Origin of the sequence: Rhodovulum strictum (assembly GCF_009649175.1) — a bacterium.
Taxonomy (GTDB): Bacteria; Pseudomonadota; Alphaproteobacteria; order Rhodobacterales; family Rhodobacteraceae; genus Rhodovulum; species Rhodovulum strictum.
In genome coordinates, this window is the sequence record NZ_WJPO01000029.1 from 17,951 (window position 1) to 30,521 (window position 12,571).

Consider the following 12,571-nt stretch of genomic DNA (forward strand, 5'->3'; position numbering starts at 1 on the left):
GCGGCACAGGAACGAAACCCTGCAAGACGATGGAATGCACAAGATGACCGAAACGGTTCTGGCCAATGCCCGACTGGTGCTGCCCGACGGGCTGCATCATGGCGCGCTGGTGATGCGGGACGGACGGATCGCCCGGATCGACAGCGGCACGGCCGTTCCCGCCGGGGCGACCGATTGCGAGGGCGATCTGGTGATGCCCGGCCTGATCGAGCTGCATACCGACAATCTGGAACGCCATATCCAGCCCCGCCCCGGCGTGGACTGGCCGCATGGCGATGCGATCCTGGCGCATGACGCCGAACTGGCCGCGCTTGGCATCACCACGGTCTTCGATGCGCTGCGGGTCGGCTCGCTGGTCTCCACCGGCAGGGGGTATGGCGAATATGCCCGCGGGCTGGCCGACGAGATCATGGCCGCCCGCGCCGCCGGGCTGTTGCGGATCAGCCATTACCTGCATCTGCGCGCCGAGGTCTGTTCCGAAACCCTGATCGCGGAACTGGCGAAATTCGGCCCCGGCGACCGGGTCGGCATCGTCAGCCTGATGGATCACACCCCCGGCCAGCGGCAATTCGCCAATCTCGACAGCCTGCGCGCCTATACCCGCGGCAAATACGGGATGACCGAGGACGAGTTCCAGGCCCATGTCGAGGCCCAGACCGCCATGGGCGAGCGCGTGCGCGCCGTGCACGAGGCCGCGACGGTGGCCGCCGCCCGGGCAATGGGCGCGGTGCTGGCCAGCCATGACGACACGACATCGGCCCATGTCGCCGCGTCGGCCGGGCATGGCGCGGGACTGGCCGAGTTTCCCACCACTTCCGCGGCCGCCCGGGCCTGCCATGCCCATGGCATCGCGGTGATGATGGGGGCGCCGAACCTGATCCGGGGCGGGTCGCATTCGGGCAATGTCGCGGCACGCGATCTGGCCGAGGCCGGGCTTCTGGACATCCTGTCCTCGGATTACGTCCCCGCCTCGCTGCTGAGTGGCGCGCTGATGCTGGGCGATCTGTGGGGCGACACCGCGCGCGGCATCGCCACCGTCACCGCCGCCCCGGCCCGCGCGGCGGGACTGGCCGACCGCGGATCGCTGGCCGAAGGGCTGCGCGCCGATGTGATCCGCGTGCGCCGCGCGGGCAACATGGCGGCGGTGCGCGGTTCATGGTCGGCGGGGCGCCGCGTGGCCTGAGCCGGCGCCCGCGCGCCTTCAGCCCAGGTTCATCGGCGCCACGTCGCCGAGAATGACCAGCGCCGCGGCGGTCGCAGCGCAGATCTGCTCGACGCTGACACCGGGCGCATGTTCGCGCAGCACAAGCCCCGCCTCGGTGGGCTCGATCACCGCCATTTCGGTCACGATCAGGCTGACCCGGCGCGCGGCGGTCAGCGGTAGGGTACATTCGGGCACGATCTTGGGCACCCCCCTGGCAGTGTGCAGCATCGCCACGACCACCCGCCTGGCCCCGGCGACAAGGTCCATCGCGCCCCCCATGCCCGGCACCATCTGCCCCGGCACCATCCAGTTCGCCAGATAGCCCCGTTCATCCACCTGCAACCCGCCCAGAACGGTCATGTCCAGATGCCCGCCGCGGATCAACCCGAAGCTCATCGCGCTGTCGATGGATGCAGCCCCCGGCACCGCAGTCACGAAACCGCCGCCCGCATCGGTCAGGTCGCGCTCTTCCATCCCCTCGGGCGGGCGGGCGCCTAGCCCGATCACCCCGTTCTCGGCCTGAAAGAAGACATGGCGATCCGCGGGAACGTAACCCGCCACCAGCGAGGGCAGCCCGATCCCCAGATTGACCAGCATCCCGTCCCGGACCTCCTGGGCCACGCGGCGCGCGATGATCTCCCTGTCATCCATCAATGCGCCCTTTCAAGGATGTAATCCACCAGAACGCCCGGCGTCTTGACCGCATCGGGCGGGATCACCCCCACCGGCATGATGTGATGCGGCTCGGCGATCACCGTATCGGCGGCCAGCGCCATGACCGGATTGAAGTTATGCGCCGTCAGGCTGTATTCCAGATTGCCGACATAATCCGACTGGCGCGCATCGAGCAGGGCGAAATCTCCCCGGATCGGCCGTTCCAGCAGGAACCGGCGCCCGTCGATGTCCAGCACCTGCTTGCCCTCCTCGACCAGCGTGCCCACGCCGGTCGGGGTCAGCACCCCGCCAAGACCCACGCCGCCTGCGCGGATACGCTCGACCAGCGTGCCCTGCGGCACCAGCTCGACCGCCATTTCGCCCGCAAGCATCTTTTTCTGCGCCACCGGGTTCAGCCCGATATGGCTGACGACGGCCCGCGCCACCAGCCCGGCATCGACCAGCTTGCCCACCCCCTGGCCCGGACGGCAGGTGTCGTTGCACACGATGGTCAGACCGCCCACCCCGCGCGCCACGATGGCGTCGATCATCCGGTGCGGCGAACCCACCCCCATGAAGCCCCCGATCAGCAGCACCGCCCCTTCGGGGATCATCTCGGCTGCCTCCTCGGGCTTGATCGCCCGCTTCATCCGCCCGCCCCCCGGCCGGTCATTCGGCAGCCGTTTCGGCCGACAGCGCCGCAGCCTCTTTCAGCGGGTCGTCCAGAACGTTTTCGGTGATCGGGCCCAGATCCAGCACCGCGCGGAAACGGTTCAGCATTTCAAGCGTATGGGGGTCCATCTCGTCGATCGGGCCGGGGACATATTGCACGACGCGGGCGGCAAGCTGCCGCTGCGCCATTTCCGGCAGCAGCCGGGGCAGCGCGGCAATCGCGGCCTCGGGCTCGAAGGTGGCGATCAGGGTCTGTTCGTGGATGATGCGGGCGCGCTGTTCCATCGGCAGGTCGCGGAACGGCGCATCCTGGTTCAGCACCCGGGCCGAGCGTTCCAGCCGGTCGCGCCGCACCGCGCCGCGGCTTTCGGCCAGCAGCACCAGCATCCGGATCACCGCCTCGACAAAGCCGCCCTGCTCCACATGCGCCAGCGCGGTCTGGACGATGGGCAGCGCGCGCAGTTCCCCGGCGCTCTTGCGGGTACGACGCAGCGCCAGCGGCTGGCCGAAGGCGCGCGCCCAGGGATTGTTCCAGAGCGCGTGAAAGCCCAGCTCATAGGCCGCGTCGCGCATGTCGCGCGACAGGTCGATCCATTGCTCGGTCAGATCGACCGCCAGCCGCTCGATCCGCAGGAACGGGTTGGCGGGATCGGCCGGCGCGCGGTTGTCGCGGATCCGGCTGGCGGCCGAGGCGACCGGCGCCAGCGCGGGGTTGAGCGAGGACAGCGCCAGCCGCTGGGCGCGCAGCGGATGCAGCCCGCGCGCTGCCCGCGCCGCCCCCGGGCTGACCGTCGCGCGCACGAACGGGCGCAGCAGCGTGTCATAGGCATCCGCCTGCATCTGGCTGGCGCGCGCCACCGCGGCAAAGGCGGCTTCTTCGTCGCGCGTGCCGCCCAGGGCCTCAAGCTCGGCAAAGCTGCGCTCGGCAAAGCTGACAAGGAATGTCCGCTCGGCGCCGCTGCCCTTTACCTTGTCGATCTTCATCTCGTAAAGGCCCGGCGCCAGCGCCTCGATGGTCTTCAGCGTCGAGGAAACCTCGGCATGTTCCTTCCTGGCGATCCGCGACGACACGAAGATGCCCAGATGCCCGACCTCGTCATGCACCATGTAGACGATGCGCTGGCCACGGATGCGGATCTCGTCCACCCCGGCATAGGCATCGAGGATCCAGTTCAGCGCCTGTTGCGGCGGCGTGATGTTGTCGCCATGGCTGGCAAAGACGATGATCGGCGCGCGGATCTGCTTGATGTCGATCAGCCGTCCGGGTTCCAGCATCGCGGTGTTCCCGGTCAGCCGGTTGCCGACGAAAAGCTGTTCGACGATCCAGCGGATCTCGGCCTCGTTCAGCATGAAGAAGCCGCCCCACCAGCGTTCGAATTCCAGAAAGCGCGCCTGCGCCTCGGGGTCGTCGATCTCGGCCATCAGGTCGGCATATTTGCGAAACCAGGTGCGTCCCGGATTCAGCATCTCGAAATTCATCACCAGATTCGCGCCGTCGAACACGCCGCCGCCCAGATCGGCCCACAGCATAGGCTGCCATGTGCCGCCCAGAAGACCCGCATTGTAGCGCATCGGGTGGCGGCCGACCTCGCCCGACCAGGTGGCGACCGGCGCGCCGTTCAGCACGATGGGGCCGGTCAGGTCGGGATTGGTCGCCGCCAGCAGCAGCGTCGCCCAACCGCCCTGGCAATTGCCGGTGATGACTGGCTTGGCGGCGTCAGGGTGGCGGCGGGTCACCTCGTGCACGAATTCGGCCTCGGCACGGGTGACATCGGCCAGCGTCTGGCCCGGCACCGGATCGCGTCCGAAGGCGACGAAATAGACCGGATGCCCGTCGCGCAGCGCCACGCCCACCTGGCTGTCCGGCTTGAACCCGCCGATGCCGCCGCCATGGCCCGCGCGCGGGTCGATGATGATGTAGGGCCGCTTGAAATCATGCACCACCACGCCCTCGGGCGGGACGATGCGCAACAGCTGGTAATTGCAGGGATGGTCCAGATCGGCGCCGTCCAGGATCACCTCGTAATCATAGGCCAGCACCGGCGGGCAGCCCGCGGCCTCGTGCGCGCGAAAGATGTCGCCGCGCTGGCGCAGCACGTCCAGCGTCAGCACCCAGCGTTCGGTCGCATCGCGCAGCCAGGCGGTCCAGGCCGCGGCGGGGTTCGCGCGGGCCAGCGTCAGTTCCGCCAGCGCCTCGGTCAGCGCCTGAAGCGCCAGATGCGCGCGCTCGGTATGCCCGTCGAGGATGGCGTTGCCGTGGCGGCTGGCGACAGCGCCCATCAGGTGCACGCCATCCAGCGCCTCGTTCGCCTGCGCGGACAGCGCCGCCAGCCGGTCCCGGGGCATCTGGCCAAGCCCGCCCAGCGTGGCGGCGATCATGTCGGCCGCGTCAAGGGTCGAGGGCCGCGGGGTCGCTGTCTGCATGGTCTCGCTCCGTCAGCCGAGGATGGAATAGCCGCCGTCGATGGGATGCACCCCACCGGTGACATTCGCCGCCTCGCGGCTGGCCAGAAAGGCGCAATAGGCGCCCACCTCGTCGATACTGGTCAGATGATGGGTGGGCGCGCGGCGTGCGGCGGCGTCCAGAAATTCGTCGAATTCCGCGATCCCCGAGGCCGCCCGCGTGGCCAGCGGCCCCGGCGACAGCGCATGCACCGAGATGCCCTTGGGCCCCAGTTCCGCCGCGGCATAGCGCACCGCCGATTCCAGCGCCGCCTTGACCGGACCCATGATGTTGTAATGCTCGACCACCCGGCTTGCCCCCTGGAACGACACCGTGATGCAGGTGCCGCCATCGGGCATCAGCGGCTCGGCACGACGGATCATCCGCAGGAAGGAATGGACCGAGATATCCATCGCCAGCGCGAAACCCTCGGCCGAACAATCGATCACGCGGCCATGCAGATCGTCGCGCGGGCAGAACGCGATCGAATGCAGGACCGTATCCAGCCTGCCCCAGCGCGCGGCGATCTCGGCGAACAGCGCGTCCATCTGCGCCGCCTCGCGCACATCGAGCGGGGCCATGATCTCGGCGCCCAGCTCCTCGGCCAGCGGGCGGACATGCGGCTCCGCCCGATCGTTGAGCCAGGTCATCGCCAGCCGCGCGCCTTGCGCGCGCAGCGCCCGGGCACAGCCCCAGGCGATGGAATTCTCGTTCGCCACGCCGACGACCAGCGCGGTCTGACCTTCCAGTGAAAACATGCTGCCCCCGCTTGTTTCGCACCCGCAGCATAGGAACCGCATATGTCAGGCATGTTACAGCGCGCGCGGCGCGGCGGCGGGGGCAGGAAAGCAGGATTTCATGCCCGGCGGTTTCGATGCGCAAGGCGGAGAACCTGGGTATCGGCCGGGCGGGCATGACGGAATTGCTGGGCGCCCCGATGGCCGAAGCCGGCTACTCGCCTATTTCGTTGAAAAACGCGCGCTTGATCGAGGGGCGGTGCGCTGATTGAATTCTGCCAATGGGTGGAAGGAACGGTGGTGACCGACGTTGTTGCAGAACTCTCGCCTTGAAGGATTCACATCGCGAATCCATGCAGTTAGGCAGGTGGCATGAGCAAGCCCAAGGCCGCCGTTACCGCATGACGAACTGGTCCGCCTACAACGCTGCGCTCTGCAAGCGCGGGTCGTTGCTGATCTGGCTGGACAAGGAGATGGCCGGCACGCGCCACATGAAGGCCGGTCTGGACGCCCGCCGGTGTTCTCGAATGCGGCAATCCGGTTTGCCTGTCGATCAAGGTGCTGTTCAGGCTGCCGTTGCGGCAGACAGCCGGGATGGTCGCCAGTCTGCTGCGGCTCGCTGGGCTGGACTGGCCCGTTCCGGACTACTCGACCCTTTGCCGCAGGCAGAAGACCCTGAAGGTGCAGATCCCCTATCGCCGTGCTGGCGGGCCGCTGAACCTGCTGGTGGACAGCACAGGGATCAAGTTCCTCGGCGATGGCGAATGGCAGGCCCGTAAGCATGGCGTTCAGGAGCGACGCCAATGGCGCAAGGTCCGTCTGGCCATGGACACCGTCACCTCAGACATCCGCGCGGTGGAGTTCACCCCCAGCCGGGAAGGCGACAGCCCCGTCCTGCCAGACCTGCTGGACCAGTTCCAGGACGACGAGGACATCGGCGCCGTGACCGCGGACGGCGCCTGCGACACCCGCCGCCACGGCGCCATCATCGCACGCGGCGGCACGGCGTTCGGGCATCTGATCTCTCTTTCGGGTAGCCCGACGGGACTGCGGGACCGGACCGCATGACCGGGCGCGTATGGATCGAGTTCATCCGCATCATCAGCTGCGGCAGCGACCCGAAGGTTACGCCCGCGCGGATGCGTGCGCTGCGCGAGGCGCTCGACGTGGGACGGGGCGACGGCTGAGGCGCGCTCGGAGGGCGGGTCAGTCTTTTCCAAGGGGCGGGGGCAGACGAAGCAGGATCGCGCGGGTGGTCCTGCCTCGCCCCTGTAAGCCGCACCAGAGCCCTTGATATACCGAGCAACGGGCTGGAGCGCAGGACGGTAGGCGGTGGCGGGCTGGTGCGCTTCGGTCGGTTACCGTGCGCGCAGCCGTGGCACGAGCCGTCAGCTATCCGAATCGAACAGCTCGACTGGATGCCGGTCGGGCTTGACCCTCGTCATGCCCTGTCGTCGAACTCTCGGAGGTCAGGATTTCTGATCCGGACAACTGTGCCGGAGCCGCCTCAAGCGGATTTCCAAGCTGTCGATTTCAATGATTTTCTTGATCTGGTCGGAGTGAGAGGATTCGAACCTCCGGCCCCTGCCTCCCGAAGACAGTGCTCTACCAGGCTGAGCTACACTCCGACCGTGGGACGCCGATTACCGTGCGGCGGGGGGTTTGGCAAGGGTCAATCCGGGCGCTGTGGCGTGGAATGCGCGGCGTGCTCGGGGGCGAGGCCGGGGCGGTCGGCGGAATGGAGCGCGGGCCGCAGTGTCGAGACCCGGCCGCGCCCCTCACGCAGGAAGACGAAGAGCCCGCTGGCCACGATCACCGCCGAGCCCAGCATCGTCGCCGCGTCGGGCGTCTCGTCGAACAGCAGCATGCCCAGACCCAGCGCCCAGAGCATCTGCGAATACTGCATCGGCGCGACCGCCCCGGCCTCGCCCGCGCGATAGGCCGAGATCATCAACAGCATCCCCCCCAGCGCGCCCAGCGCGACAAGCCCCATCCCGCCCAGATGCGCGATCGGCATCGGCTGGTAGACGAAGGGCAGCAGGCAGCCCATCACCGCGGCATTGGCCAGCATCGGATAAAGCAGCAGCACCGCGCTACGCTCCTCGTTGCCGATCTTGCGCATGATGACTGCGACCAGCGCGGCCAGATGGCCCGGCCCCAGCCCCGCATCCGCCCCGGGCCGCAGCACGATCAGCACGCCGATCAGCCCCAGCACCACCGCCGCCCAGCGCCGCGGCCCGACCCGTTCGCCCAGGATGGGCACCGACAGCGCGGTGACGATCAGGGGCGTGGCGAAGATGATCGCATAGGCCTGCGCAAAGGGAATCGTCGAAAAGGCGTAAAAGGCACCCAGCATGGTCGCCATGACGGCCACGGTTCGCAGCGCGGTCCAGAACGGGCGCCGCGGGCGCAGGCTGCCGTCACGCTGGCGGATCAGCAGCAGCAGCACCAGCGGAAAGCCGATCAGCACGCTGAAGAACACGATCTGGATCGCGTGGTAATGGACGCCCAGCGCCTTGACCACCGCATCATGCAGCGAGAAGACGGCAAAACCGGCAAGGGCAAGGCCCGCGCCGCGGATATTGGCAGGGATCATCGAAGCGACTCGCGGTCAGGCACCTGTCGAGCCTTCCCCGATCGCGGCGCGCTGGCAAGCCCCGGCGCGCCGCGGAAATGCCTAGAGGCTTGCGTCAAGCGCGGCGAGGATCGCGTCGCCCATGCCACGGGTGCTGACCGGGGTGGCGCCCTCGGCCTGCATCAGGTCGGCGGTGCGCACACCGTCTGCCAGCACCTTCTCGACCGCCTGTTCCAGCCGGGTCGCCTCGTCGCCCTGATCGAAGGAGTAGCGCAGCGCCATGGCGAAGCTGAGGATGCAGGCGCAGGGGTTGGCCTTGCCCTGCCCCGCGATGTCGGGCGCGCTGCCATGCACCGGCTCGTAAAGCGCCTTAGGACGTCCATTCGCCCTCGGCGCGCCCAGACTGGCCGAGGGCAGCATCCCCAGCGAGCCGGTCAGCATCGCCGCCACGTCGGACAGCAGGTCGCCGAACAGGTTGTCGGTCACGATCACGTCGAATTGCTTGGGCCAGCGGCAAAGCTGCATGCCGCCCGCGTCGGCATACATGTGCGACAGTTCCACATCGGGGTAATCGGCATCATGCACCGCCTGCACGACCTCGCGCCACAGGATGCCCGATTCCATGACATTGGCCTTCTCCATCGAGCAGACCTTGTTGCCCCGCTTGCGCGCCAGTTCAAAGGCCGCGCGCGCCACCCGGTCGATTTCCGACTCGGTGTAGCGTTGGGTGTTGATACCCACCCGCTGGCCGTTTTCCTCGAAGATGCCGCGCGGCTCGCCGAAATAGACGCCCGAGGTCAGCTCGCGCACGATCATGATGTCGAGGCCCGAGACCACATCGCGTTTCAGCGACGAGAAATCCGCCAGCGCGTCAAAGCATTGCGCGGGGCGCAGGTTGGCGAACAGGTCCATCTCCTTGCGCAGGCGCAACAGGCCCCGTTCGGGTTTCACGCTGAAATCGAGGCTGTCATATTTCGGCCCGCCCACGGCCCCCAGCAGCACCGCATCGACCTGTTGCGCCCTGGCCATCGTGGCATCCGCCAGCGGTACGCCATGCACGTCATAGGCCGCGCCGCCCACCAGATCCTCGGAAACGCCGAATTTCAGCCCGCGCCGCGCGCCGAACCAGTCGATGATGCGCGTGACCTCGGCCATCACCTCGGGGCCGATGCCGTCGCCGGGCAGGATCAGAAGGGTGTTCGTCATGTGGGCCTGTCCTTGTCCTGAAGGGTCGGGATGCGGCGTAGCCGCTGGCCCTTGCCGGGTCAAGGCAGCCGGAGGTCGACCCAGACCAGCCGGTGACGCGAGGCTGCCGCGACGGTGTCTGCCATCGGCCCTTCGGCGGGCCAGAAAACCCCGGCCCCGGTCACGGTCAGATCGGCCGAGGGCAGCACATAATCCACCCGCAGATTGCCGGGGCCATCGGGCGGGGTATCATCCCAATCGGCGGTATCCAGCGCGGGATCGCCCCGATGGGTCGCGTTGACGCCGCCCTGAACCGCCGCGGCAAGGGCGCTGCCCTCGGACCGGGGCATCGGATCGGTCAGTCGCGGATCGGCAAGGAACGCGCGCATCGCCTCGGACCGGCCATCGCCGTCATGGGGGTCGAGATTGGCATCGCCCAGCACGACGAAGGCCGCATCGGGCGGCGGGGCGCCCGGCAGCGCGCCGTCAAGGTACAGCGTCCACAGCCGCAACTCGTCGCGATTGCGCAGCCCGTTGCGATCCTCGGGGCCGTCAAAGACCGTCGGCGTGGCGTGAAAGGCGAACAGATGCAGCACCGTCCCGCCGACCCGCACCGGCACATCCCAATGGCCAGTGGTCGAAAGCCGCTGCACCGCCTGCGCCTCGGCCGAGGGGAAGGGCTGGCCATCGACCACGGGCAGCGTCGCGCCGGGCAGGTCGCGCCACAACAGGTCCGAGAAATCGCGCACGCGCCCGGTCTCGACCGGATGGCGCGAGAACAGCGCCATGCCGCCCTGGCCGGGGAAATAGCCGAACCCCTGCGCATCGCGCGGCCCGCCCCGCCGCCCGTCGCCATCCAGATCAAGCCCGCTGCGCAGCCCGGTATTGGGCTTCAGCGCGAACAGATGCGGGTAATCGAGATCGCGGGCGCGCAGACGGTCGGCCAGCGCCCGCATCGCCAGAAGGTCCATGTCATAGTCGAAATCGAGCAGAAGCAGGATATCGGGGCGCGTGGCGGCGATCACCTCGACCACCGCGGCAACCTGCGGATCCTTGTCGCCCGCGATATCGGCCAGCAACAGCCCCGGCCCCTTGCGCGCAAGCCCGGCATGATAGGCCGCAACCCGCAGTTCGGCCACCGCCGCGACCCCGGAAGCGAGCCACAGCGCCACGGCCAGCCCGGCCGCCACCCGAAACAGGGCGGCCGGAGCCATGTTCAGATCCAGGGCCGTTCCTGCGCCATCCGCGCCTCGAACCCGGCGATGGCGGGGGCCTTTTCCAGCGTCAGGCCGATATCGTCCAGCCCTTCAAGCAGGCAATGCTTGCGGAACGGATCAACCTCGAACCCGATCTCGACCCCGTCCGACGTGGTGATCGTCTGGTTTTCCAGATCAACCGTCATCCGCGCATTCGCCCCCTTCTCGGCATCCTTCATCAGGATATCGACCTGCTCTTGCGGCAGCACGATCGGCAGGATGCCGTTCTTGAAGCAGTTGTTGAAGAAGATGTCGGCGAAACCGGGCGCCACGATGCAGCGGATGCCGAAATCCCTGATCGCCCAGGGCGCATGTTCGCGCGACGAACCGCAGCCGAAATTGTCGCCCGCAATCAGGATTTCCGCAGTCCGGTAGGCGGGCTGGTTCAACACGAAATCCGCGATCTCGTTGCCCTGTTCGTCATAGCGCATCTCGTCGAAAAGGTTCACGCCGAGGCCGGTGCGCTTGATCGTCTTGAGGAACTGCTTGGGAATGATCATGTCGGTATCGACATTGACCAGCGGCAATGGCGCCGCGACGCCCGTGATGGTCGAGAATTTTTCCATGAGAAACCCCAGGTTCGGCAGGTTCGGATCGGCCCCTTACTGGCCCATCTGCATGGAAAACACCAGAGCGGAACGCAAGGGGGCGGCCCCGAAGGGCCGCCCCGCGCCTGGAACCGTGGATCAGGTCGCCTTGCGGCGGCGCCCCACGGCGGCAAGCCCGCCGATACCGGCCAGCAGCAACCAGCCGGCCGCCGGCAGCGGGATGGGAGCAAGGTTCTTGGTCGAAGTCCATCGCGCCTGCAGCTGCGCACTGTTCGTCTTGTTCTCGGCCGTCCAGAACTCGGAGAGCAGATCATCCCCGACCTTGAAGCCCAGCACGTCGAAGACGAAATCCTCGTCACCGATGGTAAATGCCATGCTGCTTGCGGGGTTTGTCGTGGCCTTCACCTGGTCTGCACAACCATTGATGTTCACGCCGACATTATTCGGCCCGCCATCGGCGCAGGGATTTTCGTTGTTCGTCGTCTCCCAGTGCAGGAAGTCGAAATCCGAGGTGATGTTGGTGAAGGTCGCAATCACGTTGTTCGACTCATCGAGCACATCGAAATCGAAACTCACCCGAAGCGTGGCGCTCTCGAGCGAGGGCGCGAAGACCGGAAAGTTGAAATGCGTGAAGGTGCCGAGCGTGAATGCCGTGTCCTTCGCTGCCGCAAAAGGCACGCCCTGGGCCGCGAACTTGTAGCCGCTTTGCTGGGTGTTGGGCGGAGCCGGGTCGCCCCATTTGATCTCGTCGGTGCCTTGCCCGGTCACGGCGGGAGCGCCGGGATCGGTGACAATCCAGGACCCCGAGATGCCGGTGATGCTGATGGTGGATGCGCTTGCGTCCTGTGCTGCGAAAGCGGCAACGCCTATAACCGCAGCAGCGGCTGCTGCCTTGAATGAATAGCTCATGGTCTCTCCCCCTACACACGCGAGGCCGCCTCTCCAATGACGCGACCCTCGGGCGAGAGGGTAGCAGATTTTCGCCGGTTCCGAACCATTATCGGAAGATCCTGCGCGCAAAGCGCCAAGTCAGGTGAAGCGGCGCAACCCAAGGTTTACGCACCATCGGAGCCAACAATACCGGGATGTAGTCTCGGGGCCGTCAGAACCGCTCATGATGCCGTCCGGTGTCGAATCAGCGCCTGAGCCGCGATCAGCCGAAACGCTATCTGCGCGCTGTCTCAGTGGCCCCTTCGTGGCGCGCGAGGTGCAGACAGACAAGGTCGGGAGGCGACAGGACGCGGGTCTTGACGCGGCGGCATGCGCTGGGGACAGCACGACAGGCGGCACGCCCTGC

At 67.4% G+C, this 12,571-nt stretch carries 12 protein-coding genes, 1 tRNA gene and 1 pseudogene; 4 read left to right on the plus strand and 10 right to left on the minus strand.

The window, feature by feature from the left end; genetic code table 11:
- Positions 1–43 precede the first annotated feature (43 nt).
- On the plus strand, positions 44–1,183 hold the full coding sequence (locus tag GH815_RS15385) for an alpha-D-ribose 1-methylphosphonate 5-triphosphate diphosphatase (protein ID WP_153749648.1): 1,140 nt from the start codon (positions 44–46) through the stop codon (positions 1,181–1,183).
- Positions 1,184–1,201: 18 nt separating this feature from the next.
- On the opposite strand, the gene GH815_RS15390 is transcribed toward GH815_RS15385, so the two are convergent.
- Genes GH815_RS15390 through fabI form a run of 4 tightly spaced genes read right to left on the minus strand, consistent with a single transcriptional unit; the run spans position 1,202 to position 5,731 of the window.
- Positions 1,202–1,855, minus strand: coding sequence for a 3-oxoacid CoA-transferase subunit B (locus GH815_RS15390; RefSeq protein WP_153749649.1), 654 nt, complete (start codon positions 1,853–1,855; stop codon positions 1,202–1,204).
- On the minus strand, positions 1,855–2,508 hold the full coding sequence (locus GH815_RS15395; RefSeq protein ID WP_153749650.1) for a 3-oxoacid CoA-transferase subunit A: 654 nt from the start codon (positions 2,506–2,508) through the stop codon (positions 1,855–1,857). Before GH815_RS15395 ends, GH815_RS15390 begins: the two co-directional genes overlap by 1 nt.
- A gap of 19 nt (positions 2,509–2,527) precedes the next feature.
- The gene (locus GH815_RS15400; RefSeq protein WP_211365100.1) at positions 2,528–4,954 is read right to left on the minus strand and encodes a DUF3141 domain-containing protein; all 2,427 of its coding nucleotides are present in this window, start codon (positions 4,952–4,954) and stop codon (positions 2,528–2,530) included.
- 12 nt (positions 4,955–4,966) lie between these two features.
- On the minus strand, positions 4,967–5,731 hold the full coding sequence (gene fabI, locus GH815_RS15405; protein WP_153749651.1) for an enoyl-ACP reductase FabI: 765 nt from the start codon (positions 5,729–5,731) through the stop codon (positions 4,967–4,969).
- A 116-nt stretch (positions 5,732–5,847) separates the two neighbouring features.
- Here fabI and GH815_RS19425 point away from each other — a divergent pair, with 116 nt between their 5' ends.
- The 3 genes and pseudogenes from GH815_RS19425 to GH815_RS19430 all read left to right on the plus strand — a co-directional run bounded on the left by GH815_RS19425 (position 5,848) and on the right by GH815_RS19430 (position 6,897).
- Positions 5,848–5,982, plus strand: coding sequence for a hypothetical protein (locus tag GH815_RS19425; protein ID WP_281354800.1), 135 nt, complete (start codon positions 5,848–5,850; stop codon positions 5,980–5,982).
- 100 nt (positions 5,983–6,082) lie between these two features.
- A pseudogene (locus tag GH815_RS15410) lies at positions 6,083–6,718 on the plus strand (IS5 family transposase); the annotation flags it as partial.
- A gap of 56 nt (positions 6,719–6,774) precedes the next feature.
- The gene (locus GH815_RS19430) at positions 6,775–6,897 is read left to right on the plus strand and encodes a hypothetical protein (protein WP_281354801.1); all 123 of its coding nucleotides are present in this window, start codon (positions 6,775–6,777) and stop codon (positions 6,895–6,897) included.
- Positions 6,898–7,261: 364 nt separating this feature from the next.
- Here the strand turns inward: GH815_RS19430 and GH815_RS15415 are convergent.
- From GH815_RS15415 to GH815_RS19055, 6 genes are all read right to left on the minus strand, one after another.
- Positions 7,262–7,338, minus strand: a tRNA-Pro gene (locus GH815_RS15415).
- Between the two features lie 44 nt (positions 7,339–7,382).
- Entirely contained in the window at positions 7,383–8,306 is a 924-nt protein-coding gene (locus GH815_RS15420; protein ID WP_153749652.1) for a DMT family transporter, read from the minus strand.
- 81 nt (positions 8,307–8,387) lie between these two features.
- Positions 8,388–9,491 (minus strand): 3-isopropylmalate dehydrogenase, encoded by a 1,104-nt coding sequence (leuB, locus tag GH815_RS15425; protein ID WP_153749653.1) that lies wholly within the window; start codon positions 9,489–9,491, stop codon positions 8,388–8,390.
- 59 nt (positions 9,492–9,550) lie between these two features.
- Positions 9,551–10,684 carry an endonuclease/exonuclease/phosphatase family protein gene (locus GH815_RS15430; protein WP_153749654.1) on the minus strand — a complete coding sequence of 378 codons (1,134 nt, stop codon included), beginning with the start codon at positions 10,682–10,684 and terminating at the stop codon, positions 9,551–9,553.
- A 2-nt stretch (positions 10,685–10,686) separates the two neighbouring features.
- Positions 10,687–11,292, minus strand: coding sequence for a 3-isopropylmalate dehydratase small subunit (gene leuD, locus GH815_RS15435; RefSeq protein ID WP_153749655.1), 606 nt, complete (start codon positions 11,290–11,292; stop codon positions 10,687–10,689).
- Between the two features lie 120 nt (positions 11,293–11,412).
- Entirely contained in the window at positions 11,413–12,183 is a 771-nt protein-coding gene (locus GH815_RS19055; RefSeq protein ID WP_211365102.1) for a THxN family PEP-CTERM protein, read from the minus strand.
- Between the last annotated feature and the right edge of the window lie 388 nt (positions 12,184–12,571).